The 23,796-nt window shown below is 46.2% G+C and carries 30 protein-coding genes and 1 other annotated feature; of the genes, 27 read left to right on the top strand and 3 right to left on the bottom strand.

Annotated elements, in window-relative coordinates:
* The first annotated feature begins 20 nt into the window (after window positions 1-20).
* The 12 genes from HQN88_RS00145 (at window position 21) to HQN88_RS00090 (ending at window position 10,828) form a co-directional block, all read left to right on the top strand.
* Complete coding sequence (locus HQN88_RS00145; RefSeq protein WP_173108234.1) at window positions 21-1,154, top strand: acyl-CoA dehydrogenase family protein; 1,134 nt, start codon at window positions 21-23, stop codon at window positions 1,152-1,154.
* Window positions 1,155-1,171: 17 nt separating this feature from the next.
* Entirely contained in the window at window positions 1,172-2,323 is a 1,152-nt protein-coding gene (gene mmgD / locus HQN88_RS00140; protein ID WP_173108232.1) for a citrate synthase, read from the top strand.
* The gene (locus HQN88_RS00135; RefSeq protein WP_173108230.1) at window positions 2,320-3,768 is read left to right on the top strand and encodes a bifunctional 2-methylcitrate dehydratase/aconitate hydratase; all 1,449 of its coding nucleotides are present in this window, start codon (window positions 2,320-2,322) and stop codon (window positions 3,766-3,768) included. Before mmgD ends, HQN88_RS00135 begins: the two co-directional genes overlap by 4 nt.
* 39 nt (window positions 3,769-3,807) lie before the next feature.
* Window positions 3,808-4,716, top strand: a complete 909-nt coding sequence (gene prpB, locus HQN88_RS00130) for a methylisocitrate lyase (RefSeq protein ID WP_173108228.1) — start codon at window positions 3,808-3,810, stop codon at window positions 4,714-4,716.
* 214 nt (window positions 4,717-4,930) lie between these two features.
* Entirely contained in the window at window positions 4,931-6,070 is a 1,140-nt protein-coding gene (locus HQN88_RS00125) for an acyl-CoA dehydrogenase family protein (protein WP_173108226.1), read from the top strand.
* Between the two features lie 23 nt (window positions 6,071-6,093).
* Entirely contained in the window at window positions 6,094-7,260 is a 1,167-nt protein-coding gene (locus tag HQN88_RS00120; RefSeq protein WP_173108224.1) for an acetyl-CoA C-acetyltransferase, read from the top strand.
* A gap of 58 nt (window positions 7,261-7,318) precedes the next feature.
* Window positions 7,319-8,173 (top strand): 3-hydroxybutyryl-CoA dehydrogenase, encoded by an 855-nt coding sequence (locus HQN88_RS00115; protein ID WP_173108222.1) that lies wholly within the window; start codon window positions 7,319-7,321, stop codon window positions 8,171-8,173.
* Window positions 8,174-8,297: 124 nt separating this feature from the next.
* Entirely contained in the window at window positions 8,298-8,726 is a 429-nt protein-coding gene (locus HQN88_RS00110) for an HIT family protein (protein ID WP_246319986.1), read from the top strand.
* A gap of 123 nt (window positions 8,727-8,849) precedes the next feature.
* Window positions 8,850-9,248, top strand: coding sequence for a DUF1871 family protein (locus HQN88_RS00105; RefSeq protein ID WP_173108218.1), 399 nt, complete (start codon window positions 8,850-8,852; stop codon window positions 9,246-9,248).
* Window positions 9,241-9,501 carry a hypothetical protein gene (locus tag HQN88_RS00100; RefSeq protein WP_173108216.1) on the top strand — a complete coding sequence of 87 codons (261 nt, stop codon included), beginning with the start codon at window positions 9,241-9,243 and terminating at the stop codon, window positions 9,499-9,501. Before HQN88_RS00105 ends, HQN88_RS00100 begins: the two co-directional genes overlap by 8 nt.
* 282 nt (window positions 9,502-9,783) lie before the next feature.
* Entirely contained in the window at window positions 9,784-10,341 is a 558-nt protein-coding gene (locus tag HQN88_RS00095) for an AAA family ATPase (RefSeq protein ID WP_173108214.1), read from the top strand.
* A 34-nt stretch (window positions 10,342-10,375) separates the two neighbouring features.
* Entirely contained in the window at window positions 10,376-10,828 is a 453-nt protein-coding gene (locus HQN88_RS00090) for a GNAT family N-acetyltransferase (RefSeq protein ID WP_171636245.1), read from the top strand.
* 87 nt (window positions 10,829-10,915) lie between these two features.
* Here HQN88_RS00090 and HQN88_RS00085 read toward each other — a convergent pair whose 3' ends face one another.
* Window positions 10,916-11,764, bottom strand: coding sequence for an SDR family NAD(P)-dependent oxidoreductase (locus HQN88_RS00085; RefSeq protein ID WP_173108212.1), 849 nt, complete (start codon window positions 11,762-11,764; stop codon window positions 10,916-10,918).
* A 168-nt stretch (window positions 11,765-11,932) separates the two neighbouring features.
* Between HQN88_RS00085 and HQN88_RS00080 the strand changes: the two genes are divergently transcribed.
* From HQN88_RS00080 to HQN88_RS00030, 11 genes are all read left to right on the top strand, one after another.
* Window positions 11,933-12,361: a MerR family transcriptional regulator gene (locus HQN88_RS00080; protein WP_173108210.1), complete on the top strand. Its 429-nt coding sequence runs from the start codon at window positions 11,933-11,935 to the stop codon at window positions 12,359-12,361.
* Window positions 12,362-12,562: 201 nt separating this feature from the next.
* The gene (locus HQN88_RS00075) at window positions 12,563-13,045 is read left to right on the top strand and encodes a DUF6530 family protein (protein ID WP_173108208.1); all 483 of its coding nucleotides are present in this window, start codon (window positions 12,563-12,565) and stop codon (window positions 13,043-13,045) included.
* A gap of 5 nt (window positions 13,046-13,050) precedes the next feature.
* Window positions 13,051-13,434 carry a GIY-YIG nuclease family protein gene (locus HQN88_RS00070; RefSeq protein ID WP_173108206.1) on the top strand — a complete coding sequence of 128 codons (384 nt, stop codon included), beginning with the start codon at window positions 13,051-13,053 and terminating at the stop codon, window positions 13,432-13,434.
* Window positions 13,435-13,579: 145 nt separating this feature from the next.
* Entirely contained in the window at window positions 13,580-14,563 is a 984-nt protein-coding gene (locus tag HQN88_RS00065; protein ID WP_173108204.1) for an aldo/keto reductase, read from the top strand.
* A 38-nt stretch (window positions 14,564-14,601) separates the two neighbouring features.
* Window positions 14,602-15,216, top strand: a complete 615-nt coding sequence (locus tag HQN88_RS00060; protein ID WP_173108202.1) for a DUF3990 domain-containing protein — start codon at window positions 14,602-14,604, stop codon at window positions 15,214-15,216.
* Window positions 15,185-15,481, top strand: a complete 297-nt coding sequence (locus HQN88_RS00055; protein WP_173108200.1) for a hypothetical protein — start codon at window positions 15,185-15,187, stop codon at window positions 15,479-15,481. Before HQN88_RS00060 ends, HQN88_RS00055 begins: the two co-directional genes overlap by 32 nt.
* A 65-nt stretch (window positions 15,482-15,546) precedes the next feature.
* Entirely contained in the window at window positions 15,547-16,365 is an 819-nt protein-coding gene (locus tag HQN88_RS00050) for a class I SAM-dependent methyltransferase (protein ID WP_173108198.1), read from the top strand.
* A gap of 49 nt (window positions 16,366-16,414) precedes the next feature.
* Window positions 16,415-17,545, top strand: a complete 1,131-nt coding sequence (locus tag HQN88_RS00045) for an MFS transporter (RefSeq protein WP_337995209.1) — start codon at window positions 16,415-16,417, stop codon at window positions 17,543-17,545.
* Window positions 17,546-17,658: 113 nt separating this feature from the next.
* Window positions 17,659-18,147, top strand: a complete 489-nt coding sequence (locus HQN88_RS00040; protein ID WP_173108196.1) for an SRPBCC family protein — start codon at window positions 17,659-17,661, stop codon at window positions 18,145-18,147.
* Window positions 18,148-18,658: 511 nt separating this feature from the next.
* A complete protein-coding gene (locus HQN88_RS00035; RefSeq protein WP_173108194.1) occupies window positions 18,659-19,489 on the top strand; it encodes a sugar phosphate isomerase/epimerase family protein in 831 nt (276 codons plus the stop codon).
* Window positions 19,490-19,577: 88 nt separating this feature from the next.
* Window positions 19,578-19,997 carry an HIT family protein gene (locus tag HQN88_RS00030; RefSeq protein WP_173108192.1) on the top strand — a complete coding sequence of 140 codons (420 nt, stop codon included), beginning with the start codon at window positions 19,578-19,580 and terminating at the stop codon, window positions 19,995-19,997.
* Window positions 19,998-20,063: 66 nt separating this feature from the next.
* On the opposite strand, the gene HQN88_RS00025 is transcribed toward HQN88_RS00030, so the two are convergent.
* Window positions 20,064-20,483, bottom strand: coding sequence for a DUF3995 domain-containing protein (locus HQN88_RS00025; protein WP_173108190.1), 420 nt, complete (start codon window positions 20,481-20,483; stop codon window positions 20,064-20,066).
* Window positions 20,480-21,064 (bottom strand): TetR/AcrR family transcriptional regulator, encoded by a 585-nt coding sequence (locus tag HQN88_RS00020; RefSeq protein ID WP_173108188.1) that lies wholly within the window; start codon window positions 21,062-21,064, stop codon window positions 20,480-20,482. The genes HQN88_RS00025 and HQN88_RS00020 overlap by 4 nt, the downstream gene beginning before the upstream one ends.
* A 162-nt stretch (window positions 21,065-21,226) precedes the next feature.
* Window positions 21,227-21,452, top strand: a binding site (T-box leader).
* Window positions 21,453-21,499: 47 nt separating this feature from the next.
* Between HQN88_RS00020 and HQN88_RS38255 the strand changes: the two genes are divergently transcribed.
* From HQN88_RS38255 to HQN88_RS00005, 4 genes are read left to right on the top strand one after another with little or no spacing between them, the layout of a single operon-like run.
* Window positions 21,500-21,865, top strand: a complete 366-nt coding sequence (locus HQN88_RS38255; RefSeq protein ID WP_337995208.1) for a class I SAM-dependent methyltransferase — start codon at window positions 21,500-21,502, stop codon at window positions 21,863-21,865.
* Window positions 21,855-22,313 (top strand): hypothetical protein, encoded by a 459-nt coding sequence (locus HQN88_RS38250; RefSeq protein ID WP_337995207.1) that lies wholly within the window; start codon window positions 21,855-21,857, stop codon window positions 22,311-22,313. The genes HQN88_RS38255 and HQN88_RS38250 overlap by 11 nt, the downstream gene beginning before the upstream one ends.
* A 4-nt stretch (window positions 22,314-22,317) precedes the next feature.
* Window positions 22,318-22,950 (top strand): NUDIX hydrolase, encoded by a 633-nt coding sequence (locus HQN88_RS00010; protein ID WP_173108186.1) that lies wholly within the window; start codon window positions 22,318-22,320, stop codon window positions 22,948-22,950.
* Between the two features lie 18 nt (window positions 22,951-22,968).
* Window positions 22,969-23,490 (top strand): YfiT family bacillithiol transferase, encoded by a 522-nt coding sequence (locus tag HQN88_RS00005; protein ID WP_173108184.1) that lies wholly within the window; start codon window positions 22,969-22,971, stop codon window positions 23,488-23,490.
* Window positions 23,491-23,796 lie beyond the last annotated feature (306 nt).

Here is a 23,796-nt window from a genome sequence, read left to right as displayed (position 1 = left end):
ACGTCGAAGGAGGTCGTCGCATGCAATTCTCTTATACCCAAGATCAGCAAAATATCAGGGCAAAAGTCCGTGAGTTTGCACTCGCGAAGATGGAGCCGACTTCTGACGAAAGGGATGAATTTGAACGGTTTGATCGAGATATTTTCGACAGTATCGGTGAGCTTGGATGGTCGGGAATTCCTTGGCCACGTGAATTCGGCGGAGCAGGCTACGATTTTCTCACCTATGCGATGGTGATCGAAGAGCTTTCTCGTGTCTGTGCGTCAACAGGGGTGATGCTCTCCGTGCATACGTCGCTGGCTAGTTGGGCGATTCATACGTATGGGACAGAAGCGCAGAAACAAGCGTATCTACTCCCCATGGCACAAGGGAAAAAGCTCGGCGCCTACTGTCTAACGGAAAGCGAGTCCGGCTCTGATGCCGGTGCGATGCGCACGACAGCAACGAAGGAAGGGGATGCCTACGTACTTAACGGCTCCAAGCTATTCGTTACCAATGGCGGGGAGGCGGAGGTGTATATTGTTTTTGCTATAACGGATGCACAGAACAAGTCGAAGAGCTGTACAGCTTTCATCGTGGAAAAAGGCATGGAAGGGCTTATTTTCGGCACGAAAGAAAATAAGCTCGGCATCCGCTCATCCACCACGATGGAGTTGAGGTTTGAGGCATGCAGCGTGCCTGCGGACAACCGATTAGGTCCGGAAGGCGAAGGCTTCCGCATCGCGATGCGAAGTCTAGATGGCGGGCGAATCGGGATTGCTGCGCAGGCAACAGGAATCGGCCAAGGGGCCTTGGACGCTGTTATTGCTTATGGAGCGCGCCCAAACGGGCTCGGCGGGGAGCAATTCCATGCTCATATATCGGAGATGACCACGCACATCGAAGGCGCAAGACTGCTGACCTATCAAGCCGCTTGGCGCAAAAGCAAGGGGTTCTCCTATGGGAAGCAGGCTGCCATAGCGAAGCTTTTTGCCAGCGATATGGCTGTTAAGGTATGTTTGCGTGCTGTACAACTCTGTGGCGTGTGGGGTTGCCTGAAGGAGTCTAAGGTAGAGCGGTATCTGCGAGATGCCAAAGTGACGCAAATTTATGAAGGGACGAATGAGATTCAGCGAATTGTGATTTCGCGTTTGCTGCTTTCTGAAAGCACGTAGGAAGGGAGAGCGAAAACATGAGTGATCACTATTTACCTGGACTTGAGCATGTGATAGCCAGTGAGACCAGCATTTCATTTCTCGATGTGGAGAAGGAAGAAATCGTGATTCGAGGGTATGATCTGATGGAGCTTGCTGAGCAAATGACCTATTTGGATGTAGTTGGACTGCTGTTAGAGGGTGAATTACCGAATGAGACGAGGCGTCAAGCGATTGAATCACAGATTCAAGCGGTTTATGGATTACCGCCAAATGTACGTGCGATGCTCCATTTGATGCCGGATCGGGCAGATATGATGGATGTCCTGCGAACGAGTATTTCCGCGTTAGCGAGCTTCGATGACGAACTCGATGATCGATCATCCGCTGCGAATGGACGTAAAGCGATACGTTTGTTGGCCAAAGTGCCACAAATTGTCGCCTATGGCTATCGGGCTATTACGAAGCAGCCGCTGATCGAACCAGATCCTACCTTGTCTTATTCAGCTAATTTTCTATACATGATAACGGGAACGATTCCGTCACCAATGGAGGTGGCGATTTTTGATCAATCGCTGATTGTGTATAGTGAGCATGAATTGCCGAATTCGACTTTTGCAGCGCGCGTCATCGCCTCCACACAGTCTGATATTTATGGTGCGCTTGTTGGTTCGGTTGCTTCTCTGAAAGGAACGCTGCACGGGGGAGCGAACGAAGCGGTCATGCACATGCTGCTTGAAGCGGGTTCAGAAGATGATTTGGAAGCGTTGATTCGTTCAAAGCTTGCTCGAAAGGAGCGCATTATGGGCTTCGGACACCGCGTGTATATGCGAAAACCTGATCCACGCGCGCTGTTGATGAAGGAGGCACTGTCGAAACTCGCACCCGCATGCCAACAACAGGAGTTATACGACATGTGTGTACGTGGGGAAAATGTGATGCGAACTGAGAAAGGGCTGCATCCTAATTTGGATTACTATGCCGCGCCTGTCTATTACTTGCTTGGCATCCCAATTGAGCTGTTTACACCTGTTTTTCTTGCAGCGCGCACAGTTGGCATTAGTGCACATGTGATGGAGCAGCATGCGAACAATCGCCTCTTCCGACCACGTGTTCGTTACACAGGTGAGCGAGATTTACATCCTCCTCAGGGAGATGCGCTTTCAGAAAGTGAGGACGAGATCGTATGAGTACGTCTAGAGAAGGGGCTCAGAGGGAGATGATTTTCGATCCACTTATTGTAGAGATTGCAGATTACGCCCTGCATGCCGAGATTGAGAGTGAGGAAGCGTATCTAATTGCACATCATGTCCTTATGGACTCATTGGGAACAGGCTTGCTTGCGCTGCGTTTTCCAGCTTGTACGAAACATCTGGGTCCAATTGTTCCGGGTGCAGATGTGATCGGAGGTGCTCGTGTTCCTGGCACACGATACGAATTGGACCCCGTTCAAGCTGCTTTCAATATCGGCTGTATGATTCGGTGGCTCGATTATAACGACACGTGGCTAGCGGCAGAATGGGGGCATCCATCCGACAACTTAGGCAGTATCCTTGCGATTGCCGACTATGAGAGTCGGAAACGTATAGCAGAAGGGCTGACCCCTTTTACGATGAAAGATGTTCTAACGATGGCGATCAAAGCGCATGAAATTCAAGGTGTGCTCGCATTGGAAAATAGTTTGAACTCAGTTGGCTTGGATCATGTGCATCTGGTGAAAATAGCCTCCACGGCAGTGGCTACAGTGATGCTGGGAGGGACGAAGGAGGAGGTATGCAGCGCCATCTCCAATGCCTGGATTGATGGAGCAAGCTTGCGCACCTATCGGCACGCGCCGAATACAGGATCAAGGAAATCATGGGCTGCAGGTGATGCAACAAGCCGGGCTGTTCGCTTAGCCCTGATGGCAGTCGGTGGTGAGATGGGCTATGCTTCAGCACTGACAGCGCCGAACTGGGGATTCCAAGATGTGCTTTTCGAAGGCAAGACACTTACTTTGGCAAGACCCTTGAGCAGCTATGTGATGGAACATATTTTGTTCAAAATTTCGTTTCCAGCCGAGTTTCACGCACAAACCGCGGTGGAGTGCGCACTCACACTTCATGAGCTTGTAAAAGATCGTTTAGGAGACATAACAAAAGTTATGTTAACAACTCATAGGTCAGCGCTCCGCATTATTGATAAAAAAGGTCCTTTGCACAACCCAGCGGATCGTGATCATTGCTTGCAGTACATGGTTGCCATCGGACTGCTTTATGGTACGTTGACTGCGGAGCATTATGAAGAGGATATCGCTGGTGATCCGCGTATTGATGCACTTCGAGAACGAATGGTTGTTGTCGAGAACGAACAGTACAGCAAGGATTACCTGGATCCAGATAAGCGATCTATCGCGAATAGCATTCAAATTTATTTTAAGGATGGAACGTCAACGGGAAAAATTGTTTGTGAATACCCCATCGGACACCGCAAGCGGAGGGCGGAGGGTCTGCCGAAAGTGATCGATAAGTTCAAAGCGAATGTGCAAACGCGGTTCCCAAGAAAGCAAACGGAAGAGATTATGAGGCTATCGCTCGATTACGAGAAGCTTATTCAGACACCTGTAGCTGCGTATATGTCGCTTTTCGTCATTTGAAATGCTGGGCAGATCGGCTGAGTGAGGCAGGAGGTTACTATGTCGTGGTTGATTGAGGAGGAGCCGAGTCAAGAACAGTTAGCTGCGGGGTGGCGTCGTTTAGTTGAAGCGGGTCCTATTGTCCAAATCGTTGGCACCCACGATGGCATGGCAGCTAGAATCGCCAAGCAAGCAAGGTTTGGGGCCCTTTACTTATCAGGTGCTGCTTATACGGCTAGTCGAGGATTGCCTGATTTGGGACTCATTTATTCCAACGAGGTTGCAGAGCGAGCTAGGGAACTCGTTCGAGCATCGGGACTTCCGTTACTGGTTGATATTGATACAGGTTATGGCGGTATCTTGAATGTCGCGCGGACAGCAAAGGAGATGGTGGAGGCGAAAGTTGCCGCTGTGCAAATTGAGGATCAAGATATGCCGAAAAAATGCGGACATCTGAGCGGTAAAAAACTCATTTCCACCGAGGAAATGTGTCAAAAAATCCGTACGCTCAAAGCCGTCAGCCCGACGCTGTATATTGTTGCACGGACAGATGCGAAAGGAGTAGAAGGCATGGCGGATGCCATTACCCGTGCCAAGCACTATCTTGCCGCTGGCGCAGATGCTATTTTCCCAGAAGCACTCGAGCGTGAGGAGGACTTTCAGCATTTTCGAAAGGAAGTAGATGCGCCTCTTTTGGCCAATATGACCGAATTTGGACGTACACCGTACTACACGGCAGCCCAATTTGAAAGCTGGGGTTATCGGATGGTTCTCTATCCGGTTACGTCCTTACGTGTCGCTGCGAAAGCTTATGAGCGAGTATTTGAAGGGATTCGAGAGCAAGGGACTCAGATCGGATCGTTGGCTGACATGCAAACACGCAGTGAGTTATATCAAGCGATTCGCTATGAAGATTATGAGGCCTTGGATGGTTCTATTGCACGATCAACTTGGGAGGATAAGAGCTAGAAGTGCGTGTTCAAAAAGTCGGGTTTTCAGCACCGAGAAGATTGAAAGAAGCTAGGAAATGAGGAGCGGAGCGTAGTGGAAGCTACGTGAGCACCGGAAGTTCCGGCTGAATTCAATATTCGATGTCGAATACGCTTCATGGACTACTTCGTGATCAAAATTGGACTTTTTGAACAACCTCTAGAAGTGCAAGCGGCTTGAGGGAGGGCTCCACATGGACTATAGCCTTTCAGAGGAATTGGAAATGATTCGTACGATGGTGCGCGATTTTGCTGCAGGGGAGGTTGCGCCAACGGCGGCGCTTCGAGATGAAGAAGAACGGTTTGATCGCCATATATTCAAAATGATGGGTGAGCTTGGCTTAGCAGGAATTCTGGTGTCTGAGTTATATGGCGGGCTTGGCTCAGATGCTTTGACGAATTGCTTGGTTCTAGAGGAGTTATCTCGTGCTTGCGCTTCAATGGGTTATACGCTTTTCGTGCACAGTGCTTTGGCAAGTTCGGCTATTTCGATGTTCGGTACTGAAGAGCAGAAGAAGTTGTTTCTAGTACCGATGGGAAACGGGCAAAAGCTAGGGGCATACACATCGTCTGAATGTATGAAAACTGCGGGGGCTCCTGGCGTAATTCTGCAAACGCGGGCGACACGTGATGGGGACAATTACGTGCTGCAAGGCACGAAGTTTTTCGTTTCCCATGCAGGGGAAGCAGATGTATTTGTAGTGTTTGCATCGACGGGCAATGATTCTCCGGTGGAGGAGACTAGTGCTTTTATCATTGAGAAAGGCACACCGGGGTTCATATTAGGTCAAAAGGAAAGAAAACTCGGACTACGTGGCTCACCTAGCATGACTATTGAACTGGTAGATTGCCGAATTCCAATAGCGAATCGTCTTGGGAAGGAAGGAGAGGGTCTGCAGATTGCGCTGCAGACCCTGGATTCCGCACGCAGCGGCATCGCTGCACTGGCGGTTGGGCTCGCGCAAGCGGCGATGGATGTTTCAATCGCCTATGCGAAGACGCGCAAGCAATTCGGTAAGCCAATAGCACAGCAGCAGGCTATCGCATTCAAGCTTGCGAATATGGCAACGCACATTGAAGCTGCGAGGCTGCTCACGTATCAAGCCGCTTGGCGTGAGAGTCAGGGTGGAGTTGGAGATGCGTATTCCAATCTATTTGCAGGGGATACGGCGATGGCGGTTGCGATTGAAGCTGTTCAAATCCACGGCGGCTATGGCTATACGAAAGCTTTCCCCGTTGAACGGTACATGCGGGATGCGAAAATGCTCCAAATGGTTGAAGCAACAATGGATGAGGAGCGAAGAGCAATAGCACGTTTGATTAAGTGGACGTGAGTGTGGACTGGAGGGCGAGGTGTATGCGAGAAAGCGTCATTGTTGGCGGTGCGAGAACCCCGTTTGGTAAGTTTGGCGGCGCTTTGAAGGATGTCCCAGCTGCCCAGCTGGGGGGAATCGTCATTAAGGAAGCCATACGACGTGCGACTCTGGATCCTTCATTGATCGAAGAAGTCATCATGGGCATGGTGCTGCAAGGAGGTGCAGGACAAATTCCTTCACGTCAGGCAGCTCGCAAGGCGGGTCTTGCTTGGAATGTGACGTCAGAGACGATCAACAAAGTGTGTGCTTCAGGTTTGCGAAGTGTGACCATGGCTGACCAAATTATCCGCGCAGGCGATGCGTCGCTACTTGTGGCAGGCGGGATGGAAAGCATGAGCTCCGCACCTTATTTGGCGACACATGCGCGTTGGGGCGCTAGAATGGGCGAACAGCGACTGATCGATCTGATGATTCATGATGGTCTGACATGTCCATTCGAACACGTGCATATGGTGCTTCACGGCAGTCGTATTGCTGCTGAATACAATATTGGACGTCAGGAGCAAGACGAGTGGGCTTTACGCAGTCATCAATTAGCTTTGCAAGCGATGTCTAATGGATTCTGCGCAGAGGAAATCGTACCTGTTCAAGTGGGGGCCGTTGTTGTGGATCGTGATGAGGGACCGCGAGCGGATACGAATATAGCTAAGTTAGCCGGATTAGTCCCTGTATTCGATAAGCAAGGCAGCATTACAGCTGGGAATGCACCAGGTGTGAATGATGGTGCATCAGCTTTGGTCGTCATGGCGAGAGAAGCGGCTTTAGAACAGGGCGTAATTCCGCTCGCTACGATTCTCGGACATACAAGTGTAGGTGAGCGAGCACCATATATCGCGACGACACCTGCGTTAGCGATTCGGAAGTTGCTGCAGCAAACGGGTATGACACTGGATCAAATTGATCGATTCGAGGTGAATGAGGCTTTTGCCGCTGTCGTGCTCACATGCGAGAGAATGCTAGGGTGGAAAACACAGCGCGTTAACGTTAATGGCGGTGCCATTGCACTCGGTCATCCCATCGGCGCTAGTGGAACACGGATCATTCTTACTTTAATCCATGAGCTTCGCAGAATTGGCGGTGGCTATGGGATTGCAGCGATCTGTAGCGGTACGGCGCAAGGTGATGCCATCTTGCTGCGTGTGGAATAGCAGAGAATCCATATCGGTGATAATAGTTCGGTTCAATGAGGCGTAGGAGCGATGAAAGATGTCCATACAATCTATCATGGTAGTTGGGGCAGGGCAGATGGGGAGCGGCATTGCGCAAGTGGCTGCCTCTGCAGGCCGCAAGGTACTTTGGCATGATCTATCTATGCCTTTGATCGATAAGGGCATGCTGGTTATCCATAAGCAATTAGAACGGAGTGTTGCGAAGGGGCGGTTGACGGAGGAATCCCAAGCAAGTATTCTTAGCTGCATTCAACCGACGGAAGTTATTGAAGAGGCTGAGAAGGTTGACCTTGTGATCGAGGCCATATCTGAGAATATGGCTTGGAAAACGGCACTTTTTCAGAAGTTGGACGGGATCTGTCCACCTCATGTGATTCTGGCAACGAATACGTCATCACTTCCAATCACGGAGATTGCTGCGGCGACTCTACGTCCCTCGCAAGTTATCGGGATGCATTTCATGAACCCGGTTCCAGTGATGCCGCTGATTGAAATTATTCGTGGCCTTGAAACGTCTCAGACTGTATTCGATGCCATCTTTCAGCTTAGTAAAGAGCTTGGTAAAACACCGGTTGAGGTTCAGGATTTTCCAGGATTCGTTTCGAATCGTATTCTCATGCCAATGATTAATGAAGCCATTTTTACAGTATATGAGGGAGTAGCAACGGTTGAAGCCGTAGACACGGTGATGAAGCTTGGGATGAACCATCCGATGGGACCGCTGGAGCTCGCTGATTTCATTGGGTTGGATACGTGTCTATCGATCATGGAGGTTCTCTACGAGGGGTTCAAGGATTCCAAATATCGACCCTGTCCACTCCTCAGGAAATATGTGAAGGCAGGGCGACTCGGACGCAAGTCTGGGCAAGGATTTTATACGTATTCAACTTGAACAGTTTGCTAGGCAGTCACTCTACTGAGGGGCTGTTTTTTATTTGGGCAGGTATACTTAAGGGATGAATGGAATTGATAAGTAGCAAATGATGCTAGCTTGTGATCAGGAAGGATGAATGTGTATGATTGAAAATACGTGCTTAGGTTGCCAGTTAGCGAACGGACAAGTTCAAGCTCACGTTGTATACGAGAATGAGTGGTTGACCTGCTTCTTAGATATCGCTCCGTTAAATGAAGGACATGTTCTATTGCTTCCCAAGCGCCATGTGGCTGAATTAGAGGATATGGAAGAGGCGACTTCCGCAGCTATGCTGAAAGCGGTGATGAAAATGTCGCGCGTATTGAAAATACGCTATCAACCAGATGGCGTTACGATCCTCCAAAATGGTGGTACATTCAATGATTTAGGGCATGTACATGTTCACGTTTTTCCAAGATATAAAGGGGATGGTTTTGGTTGGGTAGAGCCTGAGGATCGAAATGACAATCGGAATCGCTTGGCAGAGACGAAATTAGATTTAGTTAATATCATTAATAATTTACGTGATTAATCATAAAAAGTTGGCATCTAACTGCATACGTGATAAACTGCTAGGTGCGACACTGCAGCGAATTGCTCTGATTAAGATGGAATCGGCAGATGAAGCTGGTGTCCAATAAAGGAGGCAATCTCTGTGAAATTTCGTGCGGTATCGCAGGAGACCAAGATAAATTATATGCTTTGGAGTATAAAGAATGAAATTAGGAAAGAGAATAAGTATTTAGCATCCTTACCATTTGACCCTTCGCCGATCATTGGCGTTGTGAAATATCATTTAGATCAGTGGGATCCGATTCAATTGTTAGAGGATGGAAATCAAGAAGATGAATACGATGGTGAAGCTCGCAGCATTACCATTTATATAATTAAGCATATGGAAGAGATAAGTGTTGCCGATTTGGGGCAAGAGATCCAACGTATTTTCAGGAAATCCTTTCTGGACGAATTTCAATCCAATGAGGATACGTTTGTAATCGCTATTGGCATACTACGTGATTTGACTAATGGAAATGAGGATGTTTCAAGTGAGTGAAATGGTTGGGAAGTACTGTGCAAAGTTTTTTGGTAAAACAGGTGTTATTCTTGAAATTGGTGTTGTGAAAAAGGTAGCGAGTCGTACTATTCATGTGGATTGGGGTACGAAAACGTGGGTGTACCAGAATCGTGATTTCAATTGGACACCACTGACGAAGGAAGAGTTCGAAGCCAAATACAAAAAGCCGAAATTCTCTGACGCAGCTCTGGTGCGTGCTGCAGAATTAGGCCTCAAAATTACGTATAATTAAGTTGCGGCTGCCCTTGGGTGGCCGTTTTTTTATACCGAATCTTATGAGGCACTTCACTGTAGTTCACTTCACTGTTTCGCTGGAGGGTTGCATTAGTTTGTTTTTCGGACTAACTATGTCATATTGACACGGACAGTGAGATTAGTTCGGCAAAGTCGGACTATTAGTAACCAGGAGTAGTAAGCATAACTAGGAAAGATTGAGTTTACTTATTTTATACAAATAAAGCGCCATTAGGCATGATAAAATAGAAGTAGGGATGAACAATAGTGAGGTGCTGCTATGAAATTTGTGCTCATTTTTGGTCCGCAAGCTGTTGGTAAAATGACAGTGGGCCACGCACTTGAACAAACAACCGCGTTGAAGCTCTTTCACAATCATATGACGATTGATCTCCTTCATCCCTATTTCGGGTTTTCTCAAGAAACGTGGCGGTTAGTTGATTTATTTCGTTGTGAGATTTTTGAGGCTGTGGCGAAAAGCGAGCTGTACGGATTGATTTTCACGTACGTATGGGCTTTCGATGTGCAAGCCGATTGGGACTTCGTGCAGAAAGTTTGCGCTATTTTCGAATCCAATGGTGGCGAGATCTATTTCGTTGAACTTGAAGCACCTATGGAAGAGAGAGTGGAACGGAATAAAACCCCTCATCGACTCGCGCATAAGCCTACCAAACGAAATGTTGAACAATCGGAACAGAATTTACTAGAAAGCATGGAAAAGAACCGTTTAAACTCACTAGATGGTGAAATCACTAGAGAAAATTACATGCGTATCAACAACGCAGGGGTAAGTCCAGAGGATGTCGCAGCCATGATTAAAACAAAGTTTCACTTCTGAAACCCATCACAGTTGGATGGAGGCATACAGCATGTTGCATATTCGAGAATTACAAGTAACGGAAGAATATCCGATTCACTTATTTCTATTAGCTGACCCCGAGCTTGCGATGGTCGAGTCGTATGTGTACCAAAGTAAATGTTTCGTTTTGGAAGAAAACCATGAAGTTATCGGTGCTTATTTGCTGCTCCCTACGAGACCGAAGACGATTGAGCTGGTGAATATCGCGGTGATTACGAAGAAACAAGGCCGTGGCTATGGGAAGGAATTAGTGAAACACGCAGTGGAAACGGCAAGAACGCTAAACTATCAGACAATTGAGGTTGGTACAGGAAATTCTGGTGTTCAGCAGTTGAGTCTCTATCAGAAGTGCGGATTTCGTATTTACGGTGTGGATCTCGATTTCTTTACTAGGCATTATAAGGAACCTATTTTCGAAAATGGCATTCAGTGCCGCGATATGATTCGCCTAAGTCAGGACTTATAGGTAAGTAGGAAAAACTCCTGCAAAAGTGCTAGTAAAGCACGATTGCAGGAGTTTTTCTGTATAGACAACGCCGTTCGCGTCTATTCATTATTTCCCAACTTCCGTATACATATACTCATAAATAGCACGAACTTTCTCAAGCACCCGTGGCGCATGCTGGACGAATTTCAGCTCAGCCCGCTTGTTTTTCGTCAGATAAGCACCAGGAATATGGTCAGCTAGGGCACCTTGATAGAGAAGTGAAGCCCCTTTACTAGGATGTGGAAAAAATAAATGAATGATCGGCTTGAGATAGAAGGGAATGCCTGATTGTTTGCCTTTGCGCATCGTATTGTTGCCGCCTGGGTCGACCGTGATCATCGTAATCCCTTCTAGGGCGAGATGGGGAGCGAGTTCTTGCGTCCATAAGGATAGCGCGAGCTTAGACGCCGCGTAGGGGCCGAATAGCATTTTAAATTGCGCGGGGTGATCCAATGTTTCTGGGTCAAATCGTTTCATCGTGTTGAACGCGTTAGTAGAGGTATGCACGACCCTTTTCAGCGAACCCTTCATCAAAAGCGTCTTTAACTCCATCGTGATGATATAGGGGACGACGGTTTGTAGTTCGTAATGCAGTTCTCGACCTTGCTTTGAAAAAACGAGCTCGGGGAAGCTGCCACCTGCATTGTTGAAAAGGAGATCAATCATCTGCTCATTGTTTTTAATTTGTTCTAGTGCCTCCCTTAAGCTTGTAAAATCACTCAAATCCGCTTGGTAGACACGCAATTGTCGCGTTCCTATCGCTGATTGAATTGCTGTATCGTTTTTCGGGTATCCTGTGCGAATTAATGCAATGATCTGCGCGCCTTCTTGCAGCAACTGGTGAGTCAAAGCCAATCCGATCCCGCTGCTGGCGCCTGTAAGTAGGACGATTTTACCTGAAAGATTCTTATTCATGTTTATTTTCCTCCATTTTCAGAGCATGCATTTGTGTATGGATTTGACTATACAACTTGGAGTCGACTTCAAGTCAACACTAGATGAAAATAAAATTATTTAGGATTGACTTCGAGTCAACTCCAAGTTTTATAATGAATTCAATGTACATAAAGGGAGCTGGAGTAAATGCGTGAGTCGGTAGGATTTTCAATTAAAGAAGCAGCGGTGCAATCCGATTTATCCGAAGATACGATTCGATACTATGAAAAAATTGGGCTGTTGCCTCAGGCGGATCGGAAGAAGAACCGTCATCGTATTTATCATCCAGAAGATCTCACTGTAATGAAACTCATCACTTGTCTGAAGAAGACAGGTATGTCTTTGGACGAGATGAAGCCGTTTCTAGGTCTAACCTATGAGTCCGATTTGACAGAGCATCCAGATCTACAAGTCAAGCTGCAGCAACATAAGGAGAATATTCAACATCAGATTAATTCCTTACAAATGATCATAGATGTGATTGATTCGAAAATGACATCCGGCAGCATGCTTCCAGAGGCATGCGTGCTTGCTGAGCCAACGAAACGGGTACCGCGGGTAGGGCATAGCGGATAAGAAGGAAAAACACAGTGCTTCCCTGTTGGGGTGGTCCTGTGTTTTTTTCGGCGAAGATTTCCTAGTATCTGTCATACCGCAACATACAGGCATCCATTGACTTGAAAAAGAAGCTGAGGTATACTTCAATCAACGGTTTTATATTTAGTAAATTAGTAAATTACTAAGATAAAACATGATTTCAAACTTGGAGGAATCTCAATGAAAATCCCAACAACACTTAAACATAAACCTGTTATCGTAGCTGAGAACTATGCCAATATTGACGGTAGATACACGCAAAACACGGATACACAAGGTCTTTCCTTAGGTCTAGCTCAGTGGAATGACAGAGGAAAGGTTGATATTTCGGCTAAAGTATGGCGCTACACAGGCGAGAAATGGTCACGCCAATCGGAAGAGTTGCCTTTGCACCGTGTGTTAGATCTAGCTATCCTCGTCTGTCGTACGAAGCTTCATTTCCAAGAGGACGCATATCGGTATGAGAACGGGTATGACGCGGAGAATCCTGTTATCGACAGAATCGGCCTGCAAGGCGATGCGATGACGGTAGGCGTATGTACAGATAATGAGAAAATCAATGAAGATATCAAGCTTTTCAGTCAAGCGTTGAGTGATGACGGGGAGTTGATTGGAGAACGTTTAAGTACGCTTTCCAGGATTTTAAAAGAAATGGGGTATTAATCAACATGTTAGACAAACAGAAAAAGAAGGAGCTTGCGACCAACTATAAACAAACGTTTCGTGCCATGGGTGTTTATCAAATTCGCAATACCCAGAACGATAAAATACTTGTAAACGGCAGTATGGATCTCGACGGCATGAAGAACCGGCTTGAATTTTGCAAGCAGATGAATACCAATACATTCAATGAGCTTCAGAAGGACTGGGCGACGTTCGGTGGCCAATCGTTCGTGTTTGAGGTTCTGGATCGCATCGAGCCTCGGGATGAAATCATCTTGGATGCCGCGGAGTTGAAAAGTTATCGAGCTGAAGTTGATGCATTGCTTGAATTATGGCTCGAAAATCTGGAGCCGTATGAAGAGAAGGGTTACAATAAACGCAAACGTTAGTCATTCGTTTTTTCACCATCTAACCAGGGGGCCGTTCTAAGCGGACTCCTTTTTTTTGCATAAATAGGGAGGTTTCCTCTTATCCTATGGCGAAATGGTGATAGATGAAATGGTTCATGACATCTACATAGAAGGAGTTGGAAGGATGAAATACCGTCAACTTGGTGATACAGAGCTTCGAATTAGTGAGGTTAGCTTCGGTACTTGGGCTATTGGTGGAGGCTGGGGTGAGGCGAATGATGATGAATCTATTCGAGGTTTACACCGTGCCATGGAGGCAGGTGTGAACTTTTTTGATACAGCGGATGTGTATGGCTCAGGTCATGCAGAAGAGCTCCTTGCGAAAGCGACGAAAGGCAAAGAAGATGAGATACACATTGCCACGAAGTTTTGCCGTTCGGGTGATATTCATGATCTTGCGACTTACTCGGAGCAAGCAGTTCGCCAATTTGCAGAAAACAGCTTGAAACGCTTAAATCGTGAGCGCATTGACCTTTATCAAATTCACTGTCCACCGCTTGCGATCTTAAAGGATGGATCCGTCTTCGAAGTGCTTGAGAAATTGAAAGCTGAAGGTAAAATTCGCCACTATGGCGTGAGCGTTGAAACGGTGGAGGAAGGTTTGTTCTGTCTCACTGTTCCAGGTGTCAAAGCGCTGCAAGTGATTTTTAACTTGTTCCGTCAAAAGCCTGCTGACATTCTATTCCCGCAAGCGAATGCTGCAGGGGTAGGCATCCTGGTTCGGCTTCCGTTGGCCAGCGGCTTACTAACAGGGAAATTCACGACATCCAGCACATTTGCAGCGGATGATCACCGGAATTTCAATGCGAATGGCGATCAATTTAACGTGGGTGAGACGTTTGCTGGACTGCCGTTTGCGAAAGGCGTAGAACTCGCACAGGAGTTGGCTTGGATTGGCGAAGGTCGTGGCAATATGGCGCGTGCTGCAATGCGATGGATTCTGGAGAATCCGCACATTACTTGTATTATCCCTGGCTTCAAGAACGTCAAGCAGATTGAAGATAATCTAGCTGCCCTTGATGTTCCAGAATTTACACCAGAAGAGCAAGTGCGTCTGAAGAGCTTCTATGCGACTGACGTTCACGATCATATTCGTGGTGCTTACTAGCCTATTTAGAAGGGAAAGGGGTTTCAGAGCAAAGCGAAATGGATATAATAACACCACAACGTTTATATCATGGAACAACAGATAATCTTGTCAACCTTTTCCAAGCGAAATTATTGGATAGCAAGTATTGGCGACCTGGCCGTGATTTCGGCGAAGGATTTTATACAACCATCTCAGCAGCGCAGGCGCGAAACTGGGCACGTAAGGCAGCAGCACGATCGATTATGGGGCATGAGCTTGCCTGTGTGCTTGAAATTGAACTGATCTCCATTCCGGCTAAGATGGAGCCTCTTATCTTTCTAAGTGATTCCTTACCTTGGGCTGAATTTGTGATGTCGCATCGGCGTGTTATGAATAAGGGAGAATCGGACCCTTGCCATAAGCATCCAGATATCATTATAGGCCCAATGGCAGATGGTGATACTGGACGAATTATTGAAGAAGCAGTACAATTAAATAAGGATGTACATTGGTTTTATGATCAAATTTTACGCACCACACGCGGTCGGAAATTGGATGCGTTACGTCTTGGCAATCAAGTGGTATTTTCCTCAGAGAAGTGGGAAGCATCCCTTCGGTTTGTTGGTTATAACATTTTTACGGGAGGCAGGTGGATCTACTATGAAAACACAAGTTCGGCTGAATCTGTATGAACGCGGAATCGTTGATGCTCTTGTTCAGAATTTCGGTTACACCACGCAAGGTGCTCGAAAGCTTGTTGTTGAGTATGTCGAGGTCATTCGTAAATTAGGTGGCTATGACACCTGTTATGATCATGCAGAGCGATTAGTCCAAGCGATAACCAACCATTACAAGCCAGAAGAGTGGTTGAAACGAATCAATGTCCTCGCGAAGGAAGCCGTCCAAGATAAAGGCATACTTCACTTAGAGGGACGATTGCACGTTCATGTACGTTAAATAAGTAGAGTTGAAGCTCATCCTATGGTTGAGCTTTTTTTGTGAGCACTCAGAGGAGGGTATCTATGATTGAACATATTCGTACGAGTAATGTACAGCGATTTACCGGGTTCGGTGCGCTGTATGATGAAAGCCGCCCAACTGCGCCGCAGGAATTGATTAAGATTTTGACATCTTATCTGGGTAGTAAACCCGCAACCGTTGTAGATGTAGGCTGTGGTACGGGGTTATCTTCGTTTCTATGGTTGAATGACGCAGCGCGTATCATTGGCGTTGAGCCGAGTGATGACATGCGCGCAGTAGCGCTAGCCAAATGGGAGCGTATGAACAAGCCAGAGGCTATTCAATTCGTCAATGGACTGTCGCATGAGCTGGGACTGCCTTCCGATTTTGCGGACATTGTAACGTGTTCACAATCGTTTCACTGGATGGAGCCGCAAAGTACTTTGCCTGAATTCGCGCGGATCCTTCGCCCAGGCGGTGTCTTCGCCGCGTATGATTGCGATTGGCCGCCTGTCATTGACTGGGAAATCGAGCAGCAATATGTGAAGCTTACAACCCTAGGTGATCAGTTGGCTGTCCAGCTGGCACCGAAGCATGAGCAAGCGCACAGATGGAACAAGGACGAGCATTTGAAGCAAATCCAATCATCAGGTTTATTCCGTTATGCAAGAGAAATTGTGTTTCATAATTGGGAATCTTGCGATGCAACTCGCTATGCCAATCTCGCTTTAAGTCAAGGCAGTATACAATCCGCGATAAAGTTAGGAGCCAAAGAGCTTGAAGCAGAGGCAGCAGCGTTTCGCCAGTTTGTGGAGAAGGTATTCGCTGGTGAACAACGATCGATATTATTCGCTTACCGCATGAGGGTGGGCATCGTTTAGCAATCACAGATGAAAGAAGGGAACAGCTACGAAACTGAATGCATTTGTATTGTTTTATGTCGTTATTTATATGGGAAACGCGGTTTATGGAACTTTCATGCCGGTGTATCTTAACAACGCGAAGTTTTCTCAGGAGCAGATCGGAGTTCTCCTAAGTCTCGGACCCTTGATTGCCATGATTGGTCAACCTGTATGGGGGGCGCTAGGGGACCGTGCCAAATCAAAAAATTACATCCTGCGATTATTAATTATTGGCAGTGGTATTTCGATTCTATTCTTCCCGATCTCGCATCAATTTCTCTTTATTCTTGTTATCATTTGCATTTTCACTTTTTTCCAGACCTCTATATTTGCGCTAAGTGATGCGATTACCTTAGAGGAATTAGATCGGCAGCCCACTTGGAGCTTTGGCTTGATTCGGCTGGGAGGAACGGTAGGCTTTGCCATCATGTCACTCCTATTCGGGTTCGTTGCCAAGTCGTATATTAATTCAATGTTCCCGGTTTACGCTTGTACAATGGTTGCCGCTTTGCTTTGTTTATGGCGGTTTCCAGCTGCCGCTGGGCGACCAGCGAATGTGATGGGGCGGAAATTCCGTGAGCTGTTCAAGAATGGCAAACTCATGTTTTATATTGGCATGAATTTTATTATCCAAATTACACTTGGCTATTATTATGCTTTCTTTCCGATTTATTTCAAGCAAATGGGTGGGGATAGTGTACTGTTAGGCTGGTCGATGACGATTTCGTCCTTAAGCGAACTGCCTTTTCTGTTATTTTCAGCAAAAATTTTCAAGCGAATCCCTATCTCGATCATTTTACTCGTGGCTGCTCTAGCGTCATCCTTACGGTGGTTCTTATTCTCCCAGATTGAAGTGGCGCACTGGTTATTACCTGTTCAAGTCTTGCATGGCGTTATCTTTATCGTACTATCCGTTACGATTGCCACAATCATTAACCGCGAAGTACCTGCGGAATGGAAGGCAAGCGGACAAACGCTCAATGGCTTACTTAACCTTGGGGCCGCGCGCATTATCGGCAGCTTCTTAGGTGGCTTCATGAGTGCGGCTTATGGGATGAGACAAGTGTTCCTCTATAGTTCATGGCTATCTATGGCGTGTGTCGTGGTGATTGGCGTCGTTCTATTTACACGAAGAAAGCACAATGAACTAGGGATATAATGCGGAAAAAGGGTTATGGCGAATCGCAAGGTAAAAGGTTGAATGATTGGAGCTCGACGGCGAATTCGTTTATGATAGTGAAATGGTACTTTGATGAAAGGAAGTGAACGGTTATGATCGAGCATGAAGCGATTCTTACCTATGAGCCTGGAGGTCAACAGATTTGCATGACACGCGTGTTCAATGCACCACGGGAGTTAGTGTTTCAAGCATTTACGGATGCGGCGCTGTTCGTGGAATGGCTTGGACCTCGAAAGCTGACAATGAAATTAGACACTTTTGAGCCAAGAAGTGGCGGCAACTGGCGGTATATACATCTGGACAGTCAAGGAAATGAGTATGCGTTCCGCGGGGTGTTTCATGAAGTTACTGCGCCGGAACGAATTATTCAGACGTTCGAGTTTGAAGGGCTTCCAGAGAAGGGACATGTTATCCTCGAAACGGCTAAATTCGAAGAACTCGAAGGCGGAAAGACCAAGCTAGTGATGGAATCTGTATTCCAATCGGTTGCTGATCGAGACGGCATGCTGCATTCAGGCATGGAGCAAGGGATGCAGGACTCGTATGAGCGGTTAGCGGAGCTTTTGGATCGCATAAAGTAATTGGGAGAGAGCAGGCGCTGAGGCGGCCTGCTTTTTTTCTTGAGTTCCCTAACTGCCGAGAGGCTCGTGTTGTTTGACTAAGTAACGGACATGAGAGTCCTTATTCATGAGAAAAGCAGGGGTTTCAAATTCTAACGGCCACTACGGCCGTTATTCACTCCATTGGATTGCATATTGGCACATCAAAGAGTAATTAGCGGCTCTGGTGACCTTTAGAAGTGAGAAATGGCTGATTTCCAGACAATAGAAGCTGTCATGTCCGTTAGAAAAATCAACCAGCTATTTCCCCGTAAGCCTCTAGGTTTGGTGCTCTGCTCGTTCGCTTAACCTGACAACGTCGGACATCCCTCTCTATGTACAACCCATTAGGATTATACAAGGACCTGAGGCATAGTCTCAGGTTTTCTTTAAAAATAGCATAATAAGATATCTTTTTGCGCATTCGAATATGGCGATTCCAGGACGACTTTGATAAGATATGTCAAAACAGAGGAATGAAAGGATGGTAGCTATGCCATTTATATCACTAACGAGCTGGAGTTTACATCGAAATTTAGGTCCGTTGCGTTGGACTCGCTGGGATGACAACACGCAAACGCAATTCACGGAAGCTCAAGATCAACCAGAGCTGCTTTCTTTGCTCGAATTACCAGCAGTACTAGCGGAGAAGGGATTCAGCTCGCTGGAAGTTTGTCATTTTCATTTCCCAGAGACGAATGAAGCTTATCTGCTTGCGTTGAAAGGGGCATTTACGGATGCGGGGCTTCGCTTCTATACATTACTGCTTGAATACGGGGATATCTCTAGCCCAGATGAGGTTCGTAGACAATCCGATATCGCTTGGATCAAAGGTTGGATAGATATTGCAGCACACGCAGGAGCGGAAAGAGTACGAATAATTGCCGGAGAAGCGGATCCATCGGACAGGGATGCCTTGGCACGATCAATTGAAGCCCTCCGTGAGCTGGGACAATATGGTAAAGAGCGAGGCGTTCGCGTCGTGACAGAAAATTTCAAATCTCTATCCTCAACAGGCGACAACTGTCTTGCGATTATAAAAGGATGTGGAGATGTTATTGGATTCACCTCTGATTTCGGCAATTTCAAAGGGGAACAGAAATTCGATGAGTTAGTCCAAACGATTCCGCATAGTGAATCCATTCATGCCAAAGCGCAAACCAATGCCGCGGGAGTTCCTGATGAAGCTGAGTTTATTCGCTGCTTAAACATCGCCAAGCAGGCTGGTTATGAAGGTCCGCTTACACTTGTTTATGATGGTCCTGGTGACATGTGGGATGGTATTGAGCGAGTTAAGCAGCTAGCGGAGCCGTATTGTTCCTAATAGGAAGTGTATCTGCTCCTGTGTGAATTATGCTATGATACTAGTAATGTTATCCATTAACTTATTACTAGAATAGGAGACTTCCACAATGACCCCCGTATGTAATTATTGCAGCAAGAATGAGGCATTAGCGAACTTAATGATTGAAATTGGGCAATTGCGTGTATCGACGTTGTACTTATTTAGAGAACAAACATATAAGGGCCGCTGTATTGTTGCTTTGAATGAGCATCATACCGAATTCTTTCACTTGTCTCAAGAGAATCAGGATGCATACATGCGTGATGTTGCGCAGGCTGCAGCTGCTGTGGAACGTGCTTTTTCTCCGGACAAAATTAATTATGGCGCCTTTGGCGATACGATGCCACATGTCCATTTCCATATTGTTCCAAAATATAAGGATGGGTACACGTGGGGCAAAATGTTCGAAATGAATCCCGCTGATAATAAGCAATTGACTGAGCAAGAATATGAGGAAATCATTGGTCAATTGAAAGAACATCTGTAGCGTCAATAGGTTAGACAACGAAAATCCACCAATCATCTATCGGATGAGAGGTGGATTTTTATACTTTTACACAACAGTTAGTAGAAATGAGAATGCCAAGAAAAGACAGAGAGGACTATAGAATCGCGTGTCATAGTAGGAGAAAGCTGTGTGTTTGACTCTTTTGGAAAAACCTAAATAATTGAAATCCCCGATCGCCCTTAAGAAGAAAACACTCCCACAAAGGATACATGACCATTTGGTAAATGAGTTTGCTTGTAGGAATGACAGCGTTTCAGACTGGGCAACCAATACGGTACACACGCCTAGCATCAATATGGCAACTGCTAGTGTCTCAGGCATACGAGGTAGGAATAAAGCAGCGCCATCTTTGGTCTGCGGCAGAGACGCGCGGCTGCCCCATCTGCCGCCAAATGCCCAATACACATGGATCAAGCTGATTAACACCAGGAACGTGGCTGATACATAAACAAGAAGTGAGCTCATTGTTCAATCCCCTCCCAAATAACATCCATTTGCTTGTTAAACATAACGGTGAGATCTTCACATTGAGACTGGTTCATCGCCCAAGAGAGGAGTGAGTTAAAGTAAATACCGACTAAAACGGAAGCGATAATGGACGATTCCCAACGTGATTGAAAGGCATGTAAGTCCTTAGCCTCATTAATGATTTGACAGAGGGTCTGTTGAAAAATAAGGATGTTAGGTGATTCTTCTTTCATAAGCAAGGCGGACTTCATCGTCTCGGATAACGTAAGCTTTAACAAATCGGAATGTTGTGCATAGGTGGTGAGCAGGTCATTGAAGATCAGTCGAAGACGCTCTCTAAGATTCGCGATTTGATGTTTCTGGACAATTTCGCTCATAAATTGAATTTGCGATTGACCGAGATGAAGGAGGACATGCTCCTTTTTGGGGAAATAATTGAAGAAGGTACCCTTGGCAATGCCGCAGGATGAGGCAATTTCTTCTACGGTCACATGGTCGTAGCCTTTCTCCTGGAACAACTCAATTGCTTTTAAAAATAGTTGCTGTTTGAGCTCGTGCTTGCGGATTTCTCTAAGCATGAATGTCACCTCACTAATAAATGACCGTGGTCATTATTTGACTAAGGTCATTATAATTGTGTTTACCATAAATTTCAAGTGGGAAATATGCCAGAAAAAAGAATCCATTGACAGGGATTATTTGGGAATATAAACTTACATCACATCCAACTAATTACATATCCAAACGCAATGATTGGGACTAGTAAGGAACACCTATTGTCCAGAGAGCTGTCGCTTCGGTGGAAGACAGCCAATAGCTTCCCCAACTCACCCTTGAGCGGTAAGGTCGAAGTGTCTTGTAGATCTTAACGGTTAACCTCCGTAATCGGGTCTCGAGGATTGGCAACTATTCACGTTGCGAATCAAGAAGAGTGGTACCGCGAAGGTTAGACCTGTCGCCTCTTTGTAGGCGATGGGTCTTTTTTGTATTTTCAAATAGGGAGGGAACAACGAATGAAGAATGTGATCGATTATTATGCCAAGTTTGATGAGTGGGGAAGACTAGATCGCGAGCCTATTGAGTTTACGGTAAATTGGCACTACATGAGGAAATATCTCCCACGTGAAGGCTATGTCCTCGATAACGGGGCTGGACCAGGCAAATACGCCATGGAATTAGCGAAACTCGGCTATAAAGTGACTCTTTCCGATCTTACACCTAAGCTCGTCGAGCTAGCGAAAGATAAAGCAAGTGAGCTTGGTTTAGCAGAAATGTTTAATGGTTTTCATACGCTGAACGCAACGAGTTTAGAGGGGATTCCAGATGCAACCTATGATGCTTCGTTGATGTTTGGAACCTCTCTATCACTTGCAGGTTGAAGCGGAGCGCGTTGCTGCCACTAGGGAATTGTATCGTGTAACCAAGAACGATGGTGTCGTATTTGTCGCTTTTCAAAGTCGGATGCGGATGCTTCTAACTTCGTTGCTCTTCCCCCAGGCTTGGAAACCGAATGATCATATGGCAGCTGTTGAACATTTTATAGAAGAAGGTACGTTTAATCATACAGATGCAGGTCGTTTCACGGGTGCTTATTATTACAATGTGGAAGACATCAACCCTTTTATGGAAAGCCAAGGATTTGAGACATTAGATCTGATTGGATCTTCCAATCTGGGAGCATTGTTATCACAAGAACAGAAGCAATATTGGACGGATCGAGGGGAAAAGGATGCGTTCATTGATCTTCTCATTCGACTAGCGCGTGATCCATCGGTGTTGGGAGTTTCCTCGCATTTGTTATATATCGGGAGAAAAGTAGGAGAGTGAAGAGATGACAGAACAGGATGTAAGCCTTAAATGGTTAGAGTGGGCCAAACAAATTCAAGCGATTGCCCAAATCGGTTTAACGTATTCGAAGGATGTCTTTGATTTGGAACGATTCCAAGCGCTTCGGGAAATAAGTGTGGATATTATGGATACGTACACTTTGGTGGGGAAGGAAACGATTAACCTAAGCTTTGCGAATGAAACTGGATACGCAACACCGAAGGTTGATATTCGTGGCGTTGTTTTTGAAGAGAATAAAATACTACTTGTGAAGGAGAAAGCAGATGGTGCCTGGGCGCTCCCTGGGGGTTGGGCTGACATTGGGTACTCACCTTCGGAAGTTGCAGTGAAAGAGATCAGAGAAGAGGCAGGCTTTGATGTAGTGCCCGTCAGATTGCTCGCTGTTCTGGATAAAAAGTTCCATGACCATCCACCAGAGCCCTATCACATCTACAAAATGTTTATTCTTTGTAAAATAGTTGGCGGAGAAGCGTTGGGCGGAGTGGAAACGAGTGAGGTGCGCTTTTTCGGTGAAAGTGAACTCCCTGAATTATCAGCAGAACGAAACACGGTTGCTCAGGTGAAGAGTATGTTTGAATATTTGAGAGAACCGGATAAAGCAATTAGATTGGACTAAGAGAGGAAGACTGACGATATGGAACATCTGCGATATCCGATAGGGAGATTTGAGCGGATCGAACATCCCACACATGTTGAACGAGATAAATGGGTGAAGGACGTTGCGGAGACAGTTGATCTTTTGCGAAAAACTGTGTTAAACCTCAATGAGGAACAACGATTAACGCCATATCGTCCAGGCGGATGGACGGTTCAACAAGTCGTTCACCATATGGCAGACAATGATATGAATGCATTTATGCGCTTCAAGCGTGCTCTTACGGAGGATAGTCCCGTTGCAAGCTCTTATCGGGAAGATTTATGGGCAGAGCTAAGTGATTATCAACTGCCGATGGAAGCTTCGATTCAGCTATTGGAATCGATACATATTCGATTTGCAGCTGTGCTTCGCTCGTTAGATCCTTCCGAGTACAAGAAGACTTTTACTAGTCCAGTCCTTGGTGTACTAAGTCTGGAAACGGCACTGCAACGTTTTGTTTGGCATGACCGACATCACATTGCTCAGATCGCTTCACTGAAAGAACGAATGGGGTGGTAGGTGCACTTCTTAGGGCCAAACAAATCTCTATTCCAAGATTGAATGATAAATTTATAGGGCTGCCGAGTCTAATCTGAGGCCACTGAAAAAGTCTATTCATAGGAAAAGGTACAGACCTTCAAGAAAATTGAAGCGGCTGTACCTTTTTTTTGCTCTATAATAGAGTCATCACGAAAAGTAGGTGAGAGAGCGGATGATTCGGCATCAACAGACCTTGATTTTAAGTCCTTACGCGGCACTGTATGACATCGTCGTGCCGAAGGATAACATACTTCGGCAAATTAATGAATTAGTGGATTTCACTTT

Origin of the sequence: Paenibacillus qinlingensis, assembly GCF_013204845.1 — a bacterium.
Taxonomy (GTDB): Bacteria; Bacillota; Bacilli; order Paenibacillales; family NBRC-103111; genus Paenibacillus_E; species Paenibacillus_E qinlingensis.
Note: the sequence above shows the minus strand (reverse complement) of the source record. Positions and strands in the feature narration are given on the sequence as shown.